The organism is Mesorhizobium sp. AA23 (assembly GCF_001672435.1).
Lineage (GTDB): Bacteria > Pseudomonadota > Alphaproteobacteria > Rhizobiales > Rhizobiaceae > Mesorhizobium.
The window spans coordinates 217,164-236,460 of sequence record NZ_LYTP01000023.1 but is presented as its reverse complement, the minus strand read 5'-3'; the positions used below and the strand labels follow the sequence as shown (position 1 = coordinate 236,460).

General features: G+C 64.1%; 19 protein-coding genes. 10 read left to right on the top strand and 9 right to left on the bottom strand.

Going from position 1 to position 19,297, the window contains the following annotated elements:
- Nucleotides 1-21 precede the first annotated feature (21 nt).
- The 8 genes from A9K66_RS17810 (at nucleotide 22) to A9K66_RS17775 (ending at nucleotide 7,171) form a co-directional block, all read left to right on the top strand.
- Entirely contained in the window at nucleotides 22-1,278 is a 1,257-nt protein-coding gene (locus tag A9K66_RS17810) for a flagellar hook protein FlgE (protein WP_067002423.1), read from the top strand.
- 31 nt (nucleotides 1,279-1,309) lie between these two features.
- On the top strand, nucleotides 1,310-2,764 hold the full coding sequence (flgK, locus tag A9K66_RS17805; protein ID WP_067326047.1) for a flagellar hook-associated protein FlgK: 1,455 nt from the start codon (nucleotides 1,310-1,312) through the stop codon (nucleotides 2,762-2,764).
- 3 nt (nucleotides 2,765-2,767) lie between these two features.
- Nucleotides 2,768-3,817, top strand: a complete 1,050-nt coding sequence (locus tag A9K66_RS17800) for a flagellar hook-associated family protein (protein ID WP_067326044.1) — start codon at nucleotides 2,768-2,770, stop codon at nucleotides 3,815-3,817.
- A gap of 30 nt (nucleotides 3,818-3,847) precedes the next feature.
- Complete coding sequence (gene flaF, locus A9K66_RS17795; RefSeq protein WP_067002429.1) at nucleotides 3,848-4,195, top strand: flagellar biosynthesis regulator FlaF; 348 nt, start codon at nucleotides 3,848-3,850, stop codon at nucleotides 4,193-4,195.
- Nucleotides 4,192-4,629: a flagellar biosynthesis repressor FlbT gene (flbT, locus tag A9K66_RS17790; RefSeq protein ID WP_067326041.1), complete on the top strand. Its 438-nt coding sequence runs from the start codon at nucleotides 4,192-4,194 to the stop codon at nucleotides 4,627-4,629. Before flaF ends, flbT begins: the two co-directional genes overlap by 4 nt.
- Before the next feature lie 2 nt (nucleotides 4,630-4,631).
- On the top strand, nucleotides 4,632-5,042 hold the full coding sequence (gene flgD / locus A9K66_RS17785; protein ID WP_067326039.1) for a flagellar hook assembly protein FlgD: 411 nt from the start codon (nucleotides 4,632-4,634) through the stop codon (nucleotides 5,040-5,042).
- Nucleotides 5,043-5,063: 21 nt separating this feature from the next.
- Nucleotides 5,064-5,330 carry a flagellar biosynthesis protein FliQ gene (gene fliQ / locus A9K66_RS17780; protein ID WP_027165133.1) on the top strand — a complete coding sequence of 89 codons (267 nt, stop codon included), beginning with the start codon at nucleotides 5,064-5,066 and terminating at the stop codon, nucleotides 5,328-5,330.
- Between the two features lie 197 nt (nucleotides 5,331-5,527).
- On the top strand, nucleotides 5,528-7,171 hold the full coding sequence (locus A9K66_RS17775) for an MFS transporter (protein WP_067326036.1): 1,644 nt from the start codon (nucleotides 5,528-5,530) through the stop codon (nucleotides 7,169-7,171).
- A 34-nt stretch (nucleotides 7,172-7,205) separates the two neighbouring features.
- Here A9K66_RS17775 and A9K66_RS17770 read toward each other — a convergent pair whose 3' ends face one another.
- The 7 genes from A9K66_RS17770 to A9K66_RS17740 form a co-directional block, all read right to left on the bottom strand.
- Nucleotides 7,206-7,562 carry a cupin domain-containing protein gene (locus A9K66_RS17770; RefSeq protein ID WP_067326033.1) on the bottom strand — a complete coding sequence of 119 codons (357 nt, stop codon included), beginning with the start codon at nucleotides 7,560-7,562 and terminating at the stop codon, nucleotides 7,206-7,208.
- A 105-nt stretch (nucleotides 7,563-7,667) separates the two neighbouring features.
- Complete coding sequence (locus A9K66_RS17765) at nucleotides 7,668-9,053, bottom strand: FAD-binding oxidoreductase (RefSeq protein WP_067326030.1); 1,386 nt, start codon at nucleotides 9,051-9,053, stop codon at nucleotides 7,668-7,670.
- Nucleotides 9,054-9,084: 31 nt separating this feature from the next.
- On the bottom strand, nucleotides 9,085-10,194 hold the full coding sequence (locus A9K66_RS17760; RefSeq protein ID WP_067326027.1) for an ABC transporter ATP-binding protein: 1,110 nt from the start codon (nucleotides 10,192-10,194) through the stop codon (nucleotides 9,085-9,087).
- The gene (locus tag A9K66_RS17755; protein ID WP_067326024.1) at nucleotides 10,191-10,988 is read right to left on the bottom strand and encodes an ABC transporter permease; all 798 of its coding nucleotides are present in this window, start codon (nucleotides 10,986-10,988) and stop codon (nucleotides 10,191-10,193) included. Before A9K66_RS17755 ends, A9K66_RS17760 begins: the two co-directional genes overlap by 4 nt.
- Complete coding sequence (locus A9K66_RS17750; protein ID WP_067326021.1) at nucleotides 10,988-11,857, bottom strand: ABC transporter permease; 870 nt, start codon at nucleotides 11,855-11,857, stop codon at nucleotides 10,988-10,990. The genes A9K66_RS17755 and A9K66_RS17750 overlap by 1 nt, the downstream gene beginning before the upstream one ends.
- Before the next feature lie 19 nt (nucleotides 11,858-11,876).
- On the bottom strand, nucleotides 11,877-12,953 hold the full coding sequence (locus A9K66_RS17745; RefSeq protein WP_067326018.1) for an extracellular solute-binding protein: 1,077 nt from the start codon (nucleotides 12,951-12,953) through the stop codon (nucleotides 11,877-11,879).
- A gap of 37 nt (nucleotides 12,954-12,990) precedes the next feature.
- The gene (locus A9K66_RS17740; protein ID WP_067327057.1) at nucleotides 12,991-13,656 is read right to left on the bottom strand and encodes an XRE family transcriptional regulator; all 666 of its coding nucleotides are present in this window, start codon (nucleotides 13,654-13,656) and stop codon (nucleotides 12,991-12,993) included.
- A 231-nt stretch (nucleotides 13,657-13,887) separates the two neighbouring features.
- Between A9K66_RS17740 and A9K66_RS17735 the strand changes: the two genes are divergently transcribed.
- Nucleotides 13,888-14,388, top strand: a complete 501-nt coding sequence (locus A9K66_RS17735) for a molybdopterin-dependent oxidoreductase (RefSeq protein WP_067326015.1) — start codon at nucleotides 13,888-13,890, stop codon at nucleotides 14,386-14,388.
- Between the two features lie 17 nt (nucleotides 14,389-14,405).
- Nucleotides 14,406-16,430 (top strand): bifunctional diguanylate cyclase/phosphodiesterase, encoded by a 2,025-nt coding sequence (locus tag A9K66_RS17730; RefSeq protein WP_067326013.1) that lies wholly within the window; start codon nucleotides 14,406-14,408, stop codon nucleotides 16,428-16,430.
- An 8-nt stretch (nucleotides 16,431-16,438) separates the two neighbouring features.
- Here A9K66_RS17730 and A9K66_RS17725 read toward each other — a convergent pair whose 3' ends face one another.
- Entirely contained in the window at nucleotides 16,439-18,220 is a 1,782-nt protein-coding gene (locus A9K66_RS17725) for a chloride channel protein (protein WP_067326009.1), read from the bottom strand.
- 321 nt (nucleotides 18,221-18,541) lie between these two features.
- Nucleotides 18,542-19,282, bottom strand: a complete 741-nt coding sequence (locus A9K66_RS17720; RefSeq protein ID WP_245307578.1) for an NAD(P)-dependent oxidoreductase — start codon at nucleotides 19,280-19,282, stop codon at nucleotides 18,542-18,544.
- Nucleotides 19,283-19,297 lie beyond the last annotated feature (15 nt).

The following is a 19,297-nucleotide window of genomic DNA, read 5'->3' as shown; positions in this document are numbered from 1 at the left end:
AGGCACCGAGGAGATGTATCGATGAGCCTCTACGGAATGATGCGCACCGGCGTCTCCGGTATGAACGCCCAGGCCAACCGCTTGTCCACGGTGGCCGACAACATCGCGAATTCCGACACCACCGGCTACAAGCGCTCCTCCGCCGAATTCTCGACGCTGATTATGCCCAGCACCGGCGGCGCCTATAATTCGGGTGGCGTCACGACGACGATCCGCTCGGCCGTCAGCTCGCAGGGTGTTCTGCAATACACCACTTCGGTCTCCGACCTAGCCGTCAACGGCGACGGCTTCTTCGTCGTGCAGGACCCGAGCGGAACGCCCTATCTCACCCGCGCCGGCGCCTTCGTTCCGGACGCTCAAGGACGCCTCGTCAACGCCGCCGGCTACCAGCTGATGGCCTACAGCTACGCCAATGGCGATCCGGCCGCCACCGCCAACGGCTTCGAAGGCCTCGTGCCGGTGCAGATTTCCGATCAGGAGATGACGGCGACGCCGAGCACGGAAGGGACATTCACCGGCAACCTGCCGGCTGGCGCCACCGCTGTCACCGCCGGCAACCTACCCACCGACAACAGCACCTCGTCACAATACACGTCGAAATCGTCGCTGGTCGCCTACGACAATCTCGGCAACAAGGTGTTGCTCGACGTCTACTTCACCAACACCGGCACCGGCACCTGGCAGGTTTCGGTGTTCGATCAGTCGAAGGCCACGGCCGGAACGTCGTTCCCCTATGCGGGCGGCGCGCTGGGTTCGGCCAATCTCACCTTCGACACCACCACCGGCAAGCTCACCGGCGCGACCACCGGCGTGTCCTTCACGGTGCCGAACGGGTCGACTCTCAACCTCGACCTCTCCAAGCTGACGCAACTCGGAACCGGCTTCACGGTCTCCGACGCCAACGTCAACGGCAATGCGCCGAGCACGATCGAAAAGATCCAGATCAGCCAGGACGGCGTCATCTACGCCCAATTCGAGGATGGCTCCACCAAGCCGCTCTACAAGATCCCGCTGGCCGACGTTCAGAGCCCCGACAACCTCACCGCGATGCCGGGCAACGTCTATGTGCAGAGCGCGGACTCAGGTGCTGTTCGCATCGGCTTTGCCAATGAAGGGAAGCTTGGCTCGGTCGTCTCGGGCGCGCTCGAAAATTCCAATGTCGATATCGCCGAGGAACTGACCAACATGATTGCGGCGCAGCGCAGCTACACCGCCAACTCGAAGGTCTTCCAGACCGGTTCCGACCTGATGGACGTCCTGGTCAACCTGAAAAGATAACCCATCGGGCGCCAGCCCGTGAAAGACCCGCATGTCGCTTTCCACCGCATTAAGCATCGCCCAGTCGGCGCTCCTGGCCACATCCAAGCAAACCAGCGTCGTGTCGCGCAATGTGGCCGACGCGTCCAACCCGGACTATGCCCGTCGCGTCGCCGTCGTCACCAGCACGGCGCCCGGCGCGCGATCGGTGGAGATCCAGCGCGCCGCCAATGATCTTCTGTTCCGGCAGAACCTCTCCGCTCTGTCGGCATGGAGCGGCCAGAGCGCGCTTTATAGCGGCATGGATCAGCTCGACCTATCGGTTAATGGAGTCGACAATGCGTCGTCTGCGTCGACTGCGATCGGCAATCTGCAGCAGGCGCTGCAGCTCTACGCCACCACGCCGTCGAACCAGAATCTCGGCGCCAACGTCATCGACGCGGCCAAGCAGGTGGTGAGCTCACTGAACGACGGCACCACGGCGATCCAGGATTTCCGCAGCCAGACGGACGGCCAGATCGCCACCGCGGTCGACGACCTCAACTCGCTGCTCAGCCAGTTCCAGGACGCCAACAAGGCCGTTATCGCCGGCACGCGCTCCGGCACGGATGTGTCGGACGCGCTCGACCAGCGCGACGCGCTTCTCAAGAAGATCGCCGAATATGTCCCGGTCTCGACCTTCACGCGCGGCGACAACGACATGGTCATCACCACCAAGGACGGCACGACGCTGTTCGAGACGGTGCCGCGGTCGGTGACCTTCACGCCCTCGGCCGGCTACACCGCCGGCACGCCCGGCAACACGATCTATATCGACAATGTGCCGCTTTCTGCAGGCACCGGCGACAATACCAGCGCCGACGGCAAGCTTGCCGGCATGCTGAAGCTGCGCGACGGCGTTGCCGCGACCATGCAGAGCCAGCTCGACGAGATCGCGCGCGGCCTGATCACGGCATTTGCCGAGACCGCGCCGTCTCAGCCCAACGCCGCAGGCCTGTTCACCTGGTCCGGCGCGCCGGCTATTCCCGCTGCCGGCACCCTGGTCGACGGCCTCGCCGGCTCGATCAGCGTCAACGCCGCGTTTGACCCGAGCGCCGGCGGCAGCGCGGCGCTGCTGCGCGACGGCGGCGCCAACGGCGCGGCCTATGTTTCCAACACCGGCGGCGGCGCCTCCTACTCGGACCTGCTGATCGCCTACGGCAACAGGCTCGACCAGCCGATGGCCTTCGACACCTCCGCCGGCATCACGGTCAGCTCCGGCGTCTCGGACTACGCGGCCAACACCATCGGCTGGTTCGAAGGCGTGCGCCAGCAGGCGTCGACCAACGCCGACGCCAAGGAAGCGCTGTCCACGCGCACCGCCGAAGCGCTGTCGAACGATACCGGCGTCAATGTCGACCAGGAAATGTCCCTGCTTCTCGACCTCGAGCATACCTATCAGGCGTCGGCGCGCATGATGAAGACCGTCGACGACATGCTGGACGCCTTGTTGGGCGCGGTGGGATAATCGATGAAAGCGACAGCCGTCTCCTCAGCCGCCATCTCCAACGCCCTGCGCTATCAGCAGATGCGCATGCAGGCCGAGCTCATCAAGGCGACTACCGAATCCCAGACCGGCAAGGTAGCGGATGTCGGCCTGGCGCTCGGCGGGCGCACGACACAGGCCGTCACCTTCCAGCGCGATCTCGACCGGTTGAACGGCATCGTCGATTCGAACTCGCTGGTCGCCGCGCGTCTGACTTCGACACAGGATTCGCTGGGTCAGCTCTCCGATGTCGCGCAGGATCTGCTGCCGGCGCTGACCAGCGCCGTATCGGGCGACTCCTCGACCAGCATCACCCAGACCGCCGGCGCCACGGCGCTGCAGCAGATGACGGGCATCCTCAACACCAGCGTCAACGGCGAATACCTGTTTGCCGGGACCAACACCGACGTCAAGCCGATCGACGATTTCAGCGCCGCCGGCTCGCCCGCCAAGGCGGCGTTCGACGCCGCCTTCACCAGCTATTTCGGCTTCACCCAGAACGACCCCGCGGCCGCCAACATCACCGCCGCCCAGATGGACGACTTCATCACCACCGCGGTCGAGCCGCAGTTCCTGGGCTCCGGCTGGCAGGCCAACTGGTCGAACGCCACCGACGACCAGATCACCAGCCGCATTTCATTGAACGAGACCACGCAGACGTCGGTCAGCGCCAACGAGCAAGGCATCCGCAAGCTCGCCATGGCGGCCGCCATGGTCGGCACGCTCTTTGCCGGCAACATCAGCGAGGCCGGGCAGAATACGATCGTCAGCCGCGCGCAAAAGCTGGTCGGCGAGGCCATCGGCGGCATCGTCCAGGTGCAGTCCGAAGCCGGCCTCACCCAGAAGCGCGTGTCCGACGCCAGCGATCGCATGAAGACCCAGGTCGATCTGTTCGAGAAGCACATCATCGACCTCGAAGGCGTCGATCCCTCGGAGGCCGCCACCCGCGTGGCCGACCTGACGCAGCATATCGAAACGTCCTTCGCCTTGACCGCGCGACTGCAGCAACTGAGCCTGTTGAACTATCTCACCTGACACTCTCACCGGAACGCCAGAGCTCCGACGATGTATCAATTCTCCTACGCCGACATCCAGACCGACTCCGTCGCCGACGCCAAGGACCGGGAGCGGCAATTGCTCACCCGATCGATCGACATGTTGTCCACGGCAGCTTCCGTTGGGCCGGAGTCGATTGAGGCGGTCGAGGCGCTGCACTTCACCAACCGCATCTGGACCACCTTCGTCGAGGATCTCGGCTCCAGCGACAATGCGCTGCCCAAGGAACTGCGCGCCAATCTGATCTCGATCGGCCTCTGGCTGCTGCGCGAAACCGAAGACATCCGGCAGGGCCGCACCAACAATTTCGAAGGATTGATCGAGGTCTCCCAGATCATCCGAGACGGCATCCAATGAGCAACACGCTGAAGATCTCGCTGAAGCCGAACGAGAAGATTTACATCAACGGCGCCGTCATCCGGGTCGACCGCAAGGTCACGATCGAGCTGATGAACGACGTTCAGTTCCTGCTCGAAAGCCACGTCATCCAGGCCGAGCAGGCCTTGACGCCGCTCAGGCAGCTCTATTTCATCGTGCAGATCATGCTGATCAACCCGCCGGGCGCCTCCGAGGCCCGCGACATGTTCCGCCGCTCGCTGCCGATGCTGATCGCAAGCTTCGACAACCAGGAAATCTGCAGCGCGCTGAAGCAGATCGACCGCATGGTCGGCGAGGATCATATCTACGAGGCGCTGAAGGCGATCCGCGCGCTCTATCCGCTCGAGCGCCAGGCGCTTGGCGGCAATGACGACATTCCGGAAGCGCCGCGCGCGCTGACTGTGGGAGCATAAAGATGGCCGTGGACATGACAACGACGATCCCGGTTGGCGCCACCCAGGCCAGCAGCCAGCAGACCTCGAAGACGGCGGTCGACTACCAGTCGTTCCTGAAGCTTCTGATCGCCGAGATGAAGAACCAGGATCCGACCAAGCCGATGGATTCGACGGAATATGTCGCCCAGCTCGCGACCTTCTCGCAGGTCGAGCAATCGGTGCAGACCAACAGCAAGCTCGACCAGATCATGCAATCCTCGGCGCTGTCGCAGGCGGACGCGCTGATCGGCCGTTCGATCACCGCCGCCGACGGCAAGACAACAGGGACCGTGGCTTCGGTGAAGCTCGCCAGCAGCGGCCTGATCGCGGTGCTGCAGGACGGCACCGAGGTCCCTGTCGGCGCGGGCGTATCGATCAAGCCGGCCGCCTAGAGTTTTGTATAGAGTCTGCCCATGAACGAGGCCGATGCCCTCGATATCGTGCAATATGCGGTGTGGACGGTGCTTACCGCTTCCGCGCCGGTGGTGCTCGTGGCTATGGCCGTCGGCATCGGCATCGCGCTCATCCAGGCGCTGACCCAGATTCAGGAAATCACCCTCACTTTCGTGCCCAAGATCGTCGCCATCATGCTGGTCGTGGCGCTGACCGGCCCGTTCATCGGCAGCCAGATCTCGGCCTTCACCAACGTCATCTTCGAACGCATCGAGCACGGCTTCTGACCTGCGGCTGCGGGCATCCCGCCCGCGCGGACCAGCAAAAGTTTGGTCCACACCGGCAAGATGCTTGGCTTAAAGCTTCGCCGACGCATTTTCGCCTTTGCCTTCCTGTTGTTGGACCGGGATGCTTTGGCGAGTCGCCGGCGCGATAATGGCGTCGGGCGAGCGCAAGACAGCAAGATGAAGGCGGGACAGCGACCATGATCGACGACGAGCCGGAAAGCGAACGCGTCTCGGCGTTGGCGCCGTTCCGGCACGGCATCTTCCGTGCCGTCTGGTCGGCGAGCCTTGTGTCGAATTTCGGCGGCTTGATCCAGGGCGTGGGCGCCGCCTGGATGATGACGACGATCGCCACCTCATCCTACCAGGTGGCGCTGGTCCAGGCCTCGACCACCTTGCCGATCATGCTGTTCGCGCTTGTTGCCGGCGCCATTGCCGACAGCTTCAACCGCCGCAAGGTCATGCTGGTGGCGCAGAGCTTCATGCTGGTGGTCTCGGCACTGCTCACCGTATTCACCTGGTTCGGCTGGATGACGCCGTGGACGCTGCTTGCCTTCACCTTCCTGATCGACAGCGGCACGGCGCTGAACAGCCCGTCATGGCAGGCGTCGGTTGGCGACATGGTGCCGCGCGCCAAGGTGCCGGCGGCGATCGCGCTCAACTCAATGGGCTTCAACATCACGCGCAGCGTCGGCCCGGCGATCGGCGGCATCATCGTCGCCGCCGCAGGGGCGGCGGCGGCCTTCGCCGCCAACGCCATCAGCTATATCGGCCTGATCGTCGTGCTTTTCCGCTGGAAGCCGGAAGTGCCCGCGCCGACCCTGCCGCGGGAATCGCTCGGCGCCGCGATGGGAGCCGGCCTGCGCTATGTCGCCATGTCGCCGAACATCGGCAAGGTGCTGGCGAGAGGCTTCGCCTTCGGCTTCAGCGCCGGCGCGGTGCTGGCGCTGCTGCCCCTGGTGGCGCGCGATGTCGTCAAGGGCGACGCGCTGACCTACGGCATCATGCTTGGCGCCTTCGGTATCGGCGCGGTCGGCGGTGCGCTGATCAGCGTGAGGCTCAGACAATTGCTCTCCAGCGAAACGATGGTGCGCGCCGCCTTCGCCGGTTTCGCGCTTTGCGCCTTCAACGCCGCCGTCAGCGACAATGCCTGGCAGACGTCGGCGGGCCTGCTCATCGGCGGTGCCTGCTGGGTGATCGCGCTCTCGCATTTCAACGTCACGGTGCAGATGTCGACGCCGCGCTGGGTGGTCGGGCGCGTGCTGTCGATCTACCAGACAGCAACCTTCGGCGGCATTGCGCTGGGCAGCTGGATCTGGGGCGTCGTCGCCGACGCCCATGGCGCGGAGACTGCATTGATGGTTGCCGCTGTCACCATGCTCGTCGGTGGCGGCATCGGCCTGATCCTGCCGCTGCCGCAGCACACCGCTCTCAACCTCGATCCGCTCAACCGGTTCAAGGAGCCGATGCTGGCGCTCGATTTGAAGCCGCGCAGCGGCCCGATCGCCATCATGATCGAATACATCATTCGCGAGGAGGACGTGCCGGAATTCCTCGCAACCATGGCCGAGCGTGGCCGCATCCGCCGCCGCGACGGCGCCCGCAACTGGACGCTCGCCCGCGATCTCGAAAATCCGGGCATCTGGATCGAACACTACCACACGCCGACCTGGGTCGAGTATATCCGCCACAACCGGCGTGCCACCCATGCCGACGCCGTTGTCGGCGAGCGCATCCGCGCGCTGCACAGCGGCGAGAACCCGCCGCGTGTGCGCCGCATGATCGAACGCCCGACCACCGCCGGCACGGCCCTTGTCTCGCCCAAGGGGCCGATCGATCACTAACCCGCGTCTTTTGGCCCGGAATATCTAGTTCCGATCAGCCAGCGCTGTGGATCATATAGAGCTTGCGCGTCGTCTCATGAATAAGCCACTCGCCCTTCCAGCCCTTCGGCAGGACGAGCAGATCGCCAGGCCCCAGCTCACGCATCTCGCCGTCGGCGCGGCTCACTTCCACGCGACCGGAGATGATGTGGCAGATCTCGGATGAACCCGAGCGGTCGGCGGTGAAGCGGCCGGGCGTGCATTCCCAGATGCCGATATCGACGGTCCCGTCCGGCGATTGGAAGAACGAGCGCACCGCTTCGACCTGATCGCCTTCGATCGAGGTCGGCTTCGGTGAAAAGGCGCCGATATCGGCCGTGGCGAGGTCGCGGAAGGTCGAAAGGTCGATCAAGATAGGCTCCAGTGTCAAAAGCAATTCCAGGAAAGTGCAATGGTTTTCCGTCCGGAATTGCGCGAAAACAAAGAGTTAGAGCGGTTCGGCGAACGCCGAACCGTCTCAGTGGCCTGTGATGCTGTCGGCCAGGGCGGCCAATTTCGAAGTGTAATTGAGCCCGGCGGCCTCGCGTTGGTCGGCGATGCGGTAGAGCTGGTACATCGAGTGGACGCCGAGCCAGCGGAACGGTTCCGGCTCCCACGGTCTGACCTTGCGGTTGACCCAGGGCAGTCGCGTAAGATCCGTGTCATTGCCGAGGATCAGATCGGCAAGCGTGCGCCCCGAAAGGTTTGAGCTCGACACGCCCAGCCCGACATAACCGCCGGCCCAGCCGATGCGCGTCCTGGGGTCGAGGCCGACCGTCGTGCACCAGTCGCGCGGCACGCCGAGCACGCCGCACCAGGCGTGGTCGATGCGGCACCCGGCCGTCTGCGGCAACAGCGTCGTCAGGATCGTGTGCAGCTGGTCGATCGTCGCCTGCTGCGTCCGACCGTTGACGTCGGTGCGCGAGCCATAGCGGTAGGGCACGCCGCGTCCGCCCATGGTGATACGGCCCTCGCGCGTGCGCTGGGCATAGCAATAGGCGTGCGCCGCATTGCCGAGGAGCTCATGCCCGTCCCAGCCGATCTCGCGCCAGAGTTCTTGTGGCAGGGGCTCGGTCACGATCTGCGCGCTGTTGAGCGCCAGCCATGTCCGCTCTTCCCCGGGAATGCCGGCCGTGAACCCCTCCGTCGCGCGAATTATCGTTTCCGCCCGCACCGTGCCACGGTCGGTGGCCACCCTGCCCTTGGCGATCGACGTCACGGTCGTCTTTTCGTAGATCGGCACGCCGAGCCGCTCGACCGCTTCCGCCAGCCCGCGCACCAGCTTGGCCGGCTGCACCCGCGCCTGGCCGTGGATGACGAAGCTGCCCATGACATTCGCGATATTGATGCGCGCGCGTGTGGCTGCAGCGTCGAGCAATTCGATGCGCTCGGGGTCGGCGTCCCAGGAGCGGATCGTCTCGCACGCCTCGCGCACACGTTGGAGCTGTGCGGCATTGGTGGCGACCGTCAGATTGTCGGCACGGCGGATGTCGGCGTCGATGTCTTCGGCCGTCGCCACCCGGATCACCTCGTCGACACAGCCCGCCATCGCTGCCTGCATGGCGCTGACAGCTTGCCGGGTCGAGGTCTTTAGATATTTTTCGCGCGACCAGCCGAAGCCGCCCGAAAGCCAGCCGCCATTGCGCCCCGAGGCACCGAAGCCGGCGAATTCGCGTTCGAGCAGGACTATGCGAAGCGAGGGCTTCGCCTTCTTCAGATAATAGGCGGTCCAGAGCCCGGTGTAGCCGGCGCCGACGATCGCAACATCGGCTTCGATGTCGCCGGGCAAGGGCGGACGCGGGCTTGGGACCGCGCCCAGATCCGCATACCAGAACGAGATGTCGCCGTTGCGCTTGACTTGCATGGGATGGCTTCCAGGAGACCGGAGAGAGGGATCAGGTGAGCGTCGTGTCTGCCGTGCTGTCGTCGGGCAGAAGCTTGGCGTCGGCGCCGTCAAAGCAGAGTTCCACGTTCTCGCCGAGGGCGAAATTCTCGCCCGTCAGCGGCGACCGCACGATCGCGGTCGAGCCGTCGCCGAGCTTCACTTCGTATTTCGATCCCGAGCCAAGATAGATCGCCTCGGCGATCGTTCCCGCCAGGCGGTTCTTGCCGTCGGCTTGCCCCGGCCGGCGAATGGCAAGTTTCTCGGGCCGCAGCAGCATCACCGGGCTGGCTTCTCCGGCAAGCCGGCGCGGCGCGGCGACCGTCTCGCCGGCGATGGTCAGCGCAGTGCCGGTCCCGTCACTTCTGGCTTCGCCGCGCAGCACCGTGGAGTCGCCGATGAAGCGGCCGACGAACAGCGTTGCCGGCTCGTCATAGAGCTGCCGTCCAGTGCCGACCTGCTCGATGCGGCCGCGGTTGAACACGGCGATGCGGTCCGACAGCACCAATGCCTCCTCCTGGTCGTGCGTGACATAGACGAAGGTGGTGCCGAGCTCGCGATGGATGCGCTTGATCTCGAGCTGCAGCCATTCGCGCAGCTTCTTGTCGAGCGCGCCGAGCGGCTCGTCCATGAGGAGCAGCGGCGGGTCGAAGACGATGGCCCGCGCCAGCGCCACGCGCTGCTGCTGGCCGCCCGACAATTCGCTCGGATAGCGATGCGCGAAGTCGCCCATCTTGACCATGTCGAGCGCCTTGGCCACGCGCCGCTTCCGATCGTCCTGCCCAACGCCGCGCAGCGTCAGCGGATAGGCGACGTTGCGGCCGACCGTCATATGCGGGAACAATGCGTAGTGCTGAAAGACGACGCCGATGTTGCGTTTGTGCGCCGGCACGCCGACGACACTTTGTCCTCCGACCAGCAGCTTGCCGCTCGACACATCCGTGAAGCCGGCGATCACATTGAGCGTCGTCGTCTTGCCGGAGCCGCTCGGCCCAAGCAGCGTCATGAACTCGCCGGGCTCGATCCTGAGCGACACGCCGTCCAGCGCCTTGAACGCGCCATAGGCCTTGGTGACGGATTCGAGGTCGATCGCCGCGCCGCGATTGTCCGGTCTTGGGTTCATAAGCGTCCCTTCCGCTCGCGGCCAAGAAGAAGCATGCCGCCGCCGATCAGGATGGTCGTGGCGCACAAAAGGATCGTGCCGACGGCCGCGACCGTCGGGTCGGCGTCGCGCGTGATCGAGGAGAAGATCTGCACCGGCAGGGTCTTGAGATAGGGGTTGGTGATGAACAGCGAGACGATGATCTCGTCGAAGGACGTCGCGAAGGCGAACAGCAGGCCGGAGAGGATGCCGGGCAGGATCAGCGGCAGCGTCACCGTCCGGAACGTGGTGAGCGCGCCGGCGCCGAGGCTCGCCGCAGCCGTCTCCAGCCGCCTGTCGAACACTTCCAGATTGGCCGACACGGCGATCAGCACGAAGGGCAGCGCCAGGATGGTGTGGGCGAGCACGAAGCCGGGCAGCGTGCCGACGAGTTGCGCATCGAGATAGACGGCATAGATGCCGATGGCCAGAACCACGCCCGGCACAACCATCGGCGTCAGCATCAGCATCCGCAGCAAATTGGCAGGCCGTGCCTTCATACGGTCGAGCCCGAAGGCGGCCAGCGTGCCGAGCACCGTTGCCAGCACCGCCACGATCGAGGCGACCTTCAGGGAATTGAGGAAGCTGGTCGACCATTCTGGATTCGTGACGAAATTCTCGTACCACTGCCAGGAGAAGCCTTGCGGTGGGAAGGAGAGCGACTTGTTGCCGTTGAACGACATCGGCACGACGACCAGCGTCGGCGCCACCAGCCAGATCGCCACCAGCAGGCTGACAAGGCCGAGAACGACACGGGTGAGCGTCTTCATTTCCATCAGCGCCGCCCCGCCTCCCGGTGCCGCGACCGCATCACCGGCGCTGCAAGCGCCAGCAACAGGAAGGTCGTGACCAGCAGCACCACGCCCATCGCGCCGCCGCGTCCCCATTGCAGCAGGCTGAGCACCTGGGTCTGCACCAGTGTCGACAGCATCGTCGAGCGCGGCCCGCCGAGCAGTGCCGGCGTGATGTAGAAGCCCAGCGCCAGGATGAAGACGATGATTGCGCCGGCATAGACGCCCGGCAGCGACAGCGGCAGGTAGACTGTGAAGAAAGCGCGGGACGGCCGGGCGCCAAGGCTTCGCGCCGCCTGCACCAGCCTGAGGTCGATGCCTTTCATCACCGAATAAAGCGGCAGGATCATGAAGGGCAAAAGCACCTGCGCCATGCCGATCACCACGCCCGTCTGGGTGCGGATCAGCCGGATGCCCGCGAAGCCGGCTGATCTCAGCAGCGAGTTGATGACGCCGGAATCCTGCAGCAGGATCACCCAGGAGAGTGTGCGCACCACGCCGCTCACCCAGAATGGGATCAGCACGCAGAGAACCAGGACGAGCCGCACGCGCGACCCGACCGCGGTCATGAGGTAAGCATAAGGATAAGCGCAAACCACGCAGACCAGCGTCACCCATGCCGAGATGGTGAATGTGCGCTGGAGCACCGCGAGATTGACGGGCGCGCCGAAGAACCAGGCATAGTTCTGCACGCCCCATTCCGGCTCCGAGAGGCTGCGCAGCACGATGGTGAGCAGCGGATAGCCGATCACAGCTGCGAGCAGGATCATGGCCGGCAGCGTGAGCGCGAACGGCCGCCAGGCCCATCCTGCCCGTTTTTCGGCAGTCTGGATCGTCGGTTCGAGCGCGCTCACGGGCCTTGCCTCCGTCAGCTCAGTTGCCGGCCATCAGCGCGGACCACTTCTCCTGCGCCACTGGGAAGTTCTCGACCCAGAACTTGATGTTCTGCTTGTAGCCTTGCTTCTGGCGCTCGGGCGTGTTGGTCAGGAACGCTGCGACCGACTCGTCAACCTTCGGCTTCGCATCGTTGTTGATCGGCGTGTAGGAGGTCTGCTGCGTGAGAATCTCCTGCGCCTGCTTGCCGAGGTAGGCATTCAGCAGCGCATAGGCGGCATCCGTATCCTTGACGCCGACGGGGATCGTCATCTGGTCCATCACCACCAGCCAGTCCTGCCAGGCGGGCGCGTATTTGGCGCCGTTCTTGACCGCCGTCATGGCGCGGCCGGTCCACATCATCAGCATGTCGGCTTCGCCGGACTCCGCGAGCTGCTGCGATTCAGCGCCCGTCTTCCAGTAGATCGTGTCCGGGCCGAGCTTGCGAATCACGTCGATGGCCTTGTCGATGTCGGCAGCAGTCATCGCCTTCGGATCGCCGCCCGCCACCTTGAAGGCCTGTTCGAGCAGGCCACCGGTCGGATCGCCGGATCCGTCCAGGGCGCGCACGCCGGGGAACTTTTCGGTGTCGAAGAAGTCAGCCCAGTTCTTGGGCGGGTTATCTTTGTACTTCTCCTTATTGTACATCAGCACGACGCCGTAGTTCATCGCCGGAACCGAGCACTCGCCGACCTGTCCTTCGGGTATCTTCGAGACGTCGAGCTTCGAGAGATCGAGCTTCTGGAACAGCTTTCCGCAATGGACGTAAGGCGGCAGATCGCCGGTATCGACCACGTCCCAGGTGACGTTGCCGGATTCGACCTGGGCCTGCAGCTTGGCGATCTCGGTCGGCCCGTCATTGAGCAGCTTGACGCCGGACTTCTCGACGAACTCCTTCAGCGCCGCCACCTGGCCATCCTGATAGATGCCGCCATAGGAGACGAAGGTCAGGGTCTTGCCCTTGAGCGAGCCTTCCTTCACCTCGCCCGCGACAGGCTTTTCCTGTGCGAAGGCGGTGGTTGTCAGCATTCCGAGCGCCAGCACGGCGCCAAGACCTGCAAGTTTCGACTTCAACATAACTCTGACTCTCCCATTATGCCCGCGTTTAATCGGACTACCTGGCCGCGAGCGGTTTCCAGGGCTTGTATTGATCGAGCTCGGCGCGTGCCGAGGTCGGCGGTGCGATGATCCACATCACCTCGGCCCGACCACTGCCGATGTTCTCGCTGCGATGTGGTGTCGATGTCGCGTATTCGATGCTGTCGCCTTCTTCGAGGACGTGGCGGGCGTCGCCAAGAGAGACCTCGACGACACCGCGAAGGACGATCAGCATCTCCTGCGCGTCGCCATGCGTGTAAAGCGCGGAGCCGGTCGAGCCGCCGATATCGAACTCGCCGACATAGACCTCCATGTCGCTCAGCGGCGGGCGGGAAAGCAGCATCTTACGGCAGCCGTTGCTGGGCGGAAGGCTTGGCCGCTCGCTGCGCCGGAGCACGCCATGGTTCTGTGTCGCGCTTTCCTCGAACAGCATCGCGACGCTCACGCCCAACGCCGAAGCCATCTGGTTGAGCGAGGCAGTACTGGCGCCGGTCAGCCCGCGTTCAAGCTGGCTGATGAAGCTGGCGCTCGTTCCGGTCGCTTCCGCGAGGTCACGCAATGATAGACGGCGAGCGAGGCGCAGGGCCTTGAGCCGCACGCCCAGCACCTGCTGCGCATGAGCTGCAGCCGTGCCGGCACCGTTCGTCGCCGGAGCCTGGCCGTCCTCCGAAGCCTCGCGCATCCCGTTTTCCTCCACTTAACACCTTGTACAGTACCACTGTACAGCTGGCAATAGGGGGCGGATGCCATTTCCACGGTCCCATGGCGGGGAACGGAAGCCGATCAAAAAATTAAGCATTCAACGGCAGTATCGAATGTCGGCCGGCAAGATGTCGTACAGCAAGGACCATTGTCGATCTGCTGAGCGGGAAGGGATTGCGATATGTCATCCTGGCTAAGAAAAGGACCGTTGATGCTCGTGCGCAGCCTGCTGATGCTGGCTGTCTTGGCGATCGGCACTCTGACTGCACGGGCGTTGGAACCGGCCAGCTATCCGGAGCCGCCGGACTCCGTAGCTTTCACCGTTCAGAAGGACGGCAAGCAGATCCCGGTCACACTGAGGCAGTTGGAAAAGCTCGGCCTCTACAAAGTCATCACCACAAGTCCTTTCGAGCAAGGGCAATTGACGTTTGAAGGCGTCCTGTTCCGAGACGTGCTTAAGTCCCTGGGATTGGCAGATAGGGATTCCGTCACTCTAAGGGCCGCGGACGATTACGTGCAGGTGATTCCGCACGAGGATTGGACGGAAGGTCCTCTGCTTCTTGCGACGCGCCAGGACGGGGAGTTGCTCACCCGACGAACACAAGGTCCGACCCGCTTGGTCTATCCTCTCAAGGATTTCCCCGCCTTCGACACGCCGATCCGCAAACCGCGATGGATTTGGCTGATCAAGACGATCGAGTCCGACAACTGACCGGCTGGTAGGCCTCCATGGTGGGATCTCGACTGAGAGGCTGGCGCATTCCGCTTACCTATGGCAGTGCCATAGGGCTGGCGGCGGTCGGTTCCGCGATCCTCATCGTCATGCTGTTTGTCAGTATCAGCAAGATCGAGTCTTCGCTGCCCCGGTTCGGGTTCTTCGCCATCCGCGAATTCCATATTGCCATACGCGACGTGACCCACCTGAGGGATATGATCTCGCTTGCTGAGGTCGCGCCCAACTCTCAGGCGAGCCTAGATCATCTGGCCGCTGCAAACGACCTGGTTTACATCCGCTTCAAGCGGGTCGACGGCGGCGAAACGATCAGCGCAATTCCCGCATATGCAGGCATCGTGCCGCGCGTGAACGACGCGGTAACGCGGCTCGACGCCGTGATCGCGGCGGGGCTCCCGTTCGATCAGCAGCGCTTGAAGGAACTCGGTCTGGAACTGGAGCAGATCGTCGGCCGGATGAACGACGAGTACTACAAATACGGCGAGGGCGTTAACGCCGATCTCTATGCGTCGGAAGTCAGCCTGAATCGGTTCAACTATCAGATAGCCTTTGCTCTGACGATCTTGTCGCTGCTGGCAATCGGGACGGCGGTTCTGTTCATCGGGCGCCGGGAAACGATAAAGAAGCTGGAATTTCTCGCCTGGCGCGACGCGACCACCGGACTGAAGAATCGTGCCTGGATGGCAGCCAACAGGGACGCCATGCTGGACCGGGCGAGGGAGACCGGTAGGCAGCTTCAGCTGCTCCTGATCGATCTCGACCATTTCAAGAGCGTGAACGACACCTTCGGCCATCACGTCGGCGATCTGCTGCTGAAGGCGGTTGCCGAGGTCCTTCAGTCGGTCGAGCGGCCCGGCGACGTAGCCGCCGTGCGATTGGGCGGAGACGAATTCGCCATCATGGCTATTGCCGATCGGAATGATCATGACGATTTGGGGCAACGTCTGCGCGAACGGCTGAACAGGTTCGCAGAGTTGGAGGGCCATCAGGTGCGCATTGGCGCCAGCATCGGCATGGCATGTTTCCCTCAGCACGGTTCCGACATTTCCACGTTGCTGCACAGTGCCGATAGCGCTCTCTACACGGCAAAGGCCGAAGGGCGGTCCGGTTTCGTGACGTTTTCGCCCGCGATCCTCAGTCAGATCGACATGCAGCTCGGTGAAGAAGCGGCCATCAAGCGGGCCCTCAATTGCGACGAGTTCTTCCTGGTCTGGCAATCCCAGTTCGAGCTGGCGACCGGCCGCATGATCGGGGCCGAGGCGCTGGTCCGCTGGCACGACCCGGTCTCGGGAGCGGTTCGTGCGCCGGCATCGTTCATTCCGATCGCGGAACGAAGTGAGCTGATACTGGAACTCGACAAGATGGTTCTGGGCAAGGCTTGCGAGCAAGCCGCCCGATGGATGCCTATTTCCACCGAAGAGTTCATCTGCTCGGTCAACGTCTCCGGAAGAAGCCTCCAGACCGATGCCTATCTGACGCATCTCACCGAGACGCTGCGGCAAACGGGGTTGCTTCCATCGCGTCTGCAGTTGGAGATCACTGAAGGGATATTCATCCAGAACAGCCGCAATGCCCTGGAGAGTATCGGCAAGATTAGAAACCTCGGAGTGAGCCTGGCACTCGACGATTTTGGGTCAGGTTATGCGAGCTTCGGATACCTTGCCGATTTCGACTTGAACCAATTAAAGATCGATCGCTCGTTCCTCAGCGATCTGGCTTCCTCCACGAAGAAACAGAACGTGGTCCGAGGCATCATCGCGCTGGCCAATTCGCTAGGCCTGACCGTTGTTGCGGAAGGGGTGGAGAACGAAGCCCAACTCGACTTCCTGATCCACGAACACTGTCACGGCGCACAAGGGTTCTTTATGTCGGAGCCTGTTGAGGCAAGGTTGATGACCAACTATCTCGTCGCAAGGCAGGGTGGCGCCAAAACAGATGGAAAAGCTCGAGCCGAGTCTCTTCGCTTGGGCCCATCCATGCTGCGGAAAGTCGCCAAGCAGGGCCGCAAGACCGCCGATTAAATCAGGGCTCAGCCCTCGCCGGAAAGATCCCTCCGCGCCTTGTCCAGCTCCTCGGCGTAGCGCCGCATCAGATGGCTTTCAGTGAGCAGGCCAAGCACGATGCGGTCGTCGAAATCCTCAACGACCGCTAGCTCTTCAGCGCCGGCGCGCTGAAAGGTCTCGGCGGCGGACTGGACGTTCATCGACGGCACCAGCACCGCATCCTTGAACTGCGCGAGCGCCTGCACCGGAGTCTCGCCGTCTGAGAGGTCGCTGTGCAGTTCGGCCACGAGCAGCACGCCGACATAGTGCCGGCCCCCTTCGACGGCGATGACGCGCTGCGCCGAGCCGAGCGGGATCTCCTTGCGGAACTCGGCCAAGGTAATCGAAGCATCGATAGTACGGACGTCCTTGCGCATCATCGACCCGACATTGAGGCTGCGCATCCAGCCGACGTCGTGGGCGCTGCGGATCGTCTCGCCGCGCAGATGGAAGCGCCAGGTCGAGAAGGAGTAGCCGAAGGTCTCGCGGACCAGGATGGCCGACATGATCGACGCTGCCAGCACCACGCCGGTGAGCGTCAGGTCGCGCGTCGATTCCAGCGCGAGAAAAGTCATGGTCAGCGGGCCGCCGACGACACCGACGGCAAGCGACGTCATGCCGACGACAGCGGCGACCGCCGGATCGAGCGCGGTTGAGGGCGCAGCCATCGCCATGACGCCGGCAAAGACCTTGCCGAGCAGCGCCCCCAGGAACAGCGAGGCGAAGAACAGACCGCCGCGGAAACCGGAGCCGAGCGAGATCGCCGAGGCAGCAAGCTTCAGCACGAAGACGCTGGCCACCACGGGAAGCGCGTAGTTCATGGCGAACTCGCGGTGGAGTGCGCCGTGTCCGCTGGACAGCACCTGCGGCGTGACCAGCCCGAGCAGCCCGACAACGATGCCGCCGATGAAAGGTCTGACGGAAGCGTCGATCGCCAGCCGCACAAAGACGCGCTCGATAAGGCTCACCAGATGCATGATCGCGATGGACGCCGCCCCGCCGAGCAGTCCCAGCAGCAGGAACGGCACATACTGGCTGGCGGTCAGCGTCGGCAGGCCGGAAAGTTCGAGCGGAAACGGCACGCCGCCGAACATCTCAGCCGTCAGCGAGGCGGCGATCGCCGCCGTCATGACCGGCGCCACATTGGCCACCGAGTAGATGCCGATGACCAGTTCGAAGCCGTAGAAGGCACCCGTCAACGGCGCGTCGAAGGCGGCAGCGATCGCGCCGGCGGCGCCGCAGCCGACCAGGATGCGCACGTCGTTGCGGCGCAGCCGGAAGGCGCGCGCCAGCCGCGAGGCGATGCCGGAACCAACCTGCGTATAACCGGCTTCCAGACCGACCGAGGCGCCGAAGCCGCTGGAGATCATGGTCTGGCCGACAATGATGAACGTATCGGTGAGCGACATGCGCCCACCGTAGAGCGCGTTGGCTTCGATCGGGTCGACAGGCGTTCTGAACTTCCGCCTTCTCAGCCAGATCACCGAAAGGCCGAGCAGCAGTCCCCCGATCGCCGGAAACATCGCCTGCACCGGACTGGCCAGCGAAAACATCGCTGAAAGACGCCCGCCCGGCTGCACGTCAAAGAGCAGGAAGTGCATGGCTTGCACCAGCGCGCTCATGCCGGTGACCAGGGCGCCCGCGATCATGCCGACCATCCCCGCCATCAGCACAATGACGATGCCGCGCGCCTCGAGCACGGGAATGGAATTGATCAGCACCGCCCGAAGCCGGCGGGCGTAGACTTGCGGTTCGTTTATGGCAGGCAACGGAGCGGCTCGCCGGTATGCGGAGGATGGATGCTGCCGCGCCTGATACGCCCGACGGCATGGAGTGGCAACCGCAATGCCGACCCCTTGTGGCGCCATTTTGGCGTTGCGTCGATTAGCGACGGTTGGGCCGGCTACCCTCGCTGCGAGAACGGGAAAATGTCACTGATCGAAGATGGTCAGCGGCCCGCAATCGTCCCTCGCGACGAAGGTCGCCAGCAGCTCCGCCGGCTCCATTGCGCTCGCCTTCTCCGCGAACGATGCACCGTGCCCGGCGGCTCGAACCAGGTCTGTCCTTTGGCGGCAATTCCTCCGTCTGCCTCACACAGCCAGACGGAAGTCGGGCCGCCAGCCGAGTTCGCTGACCGCCTTGTCGGTCGCGACATGGCCGTTCGGCTCGGCGATGTTGAAGGCGCCCGGCGCACCGCGCTCGACGGCAAGCAGCACCGCATAAGCGGCGGCATCGACATGCAGCGCCGGGTCGGCGGCAGCGTCGGCTCCGGTACCAGGCCCGTAGAGATGCCCATAGCGCAGCACGATGCCCGTCATGGGCTCCTCGAGAACCTGGCGTTCGAGCGCGATCACGCCGCCGACGCTGATGCCGCGGCCGCCTTCGGCGCCGCTGTCGAGCGGATCGGTTTCGGCATGCGGCTCGGGTCCGGGCGCATAGGCCCAGGCGATGCTCTGCGCGATCAGGCGACGGGCGCCGGCCGACGCCGCGGCCTCGACCAGATTGCGGGTCCCCTCGTCGCGGACGCGCGCCTTTCCGATGATGGCCTCGCCCATCTTGTTGGGATCGAGTCCGGCCGGCAGATCGGTAAGCTGATGGATCACGACCTCCGGCTTCACCTCGGCGACCGCCGCAAGCAGGTCGCCGGCATCGAACACATCGATCACCACCGGGCTGGCCCCGATCGCGCGGAGCGCCTCGGCCTTCTCGGCCCGGCGCGTTGTCGCAGCTACCTGATGGCCGGCAGCGACCAGTTGCGGGATCAGGCGGCGGCCGATCGCGCCGGAACCACCAGCAAGAAAGATGCGATAGCCCATCGTCTTCCATTCCATCTTGCGATAATATCA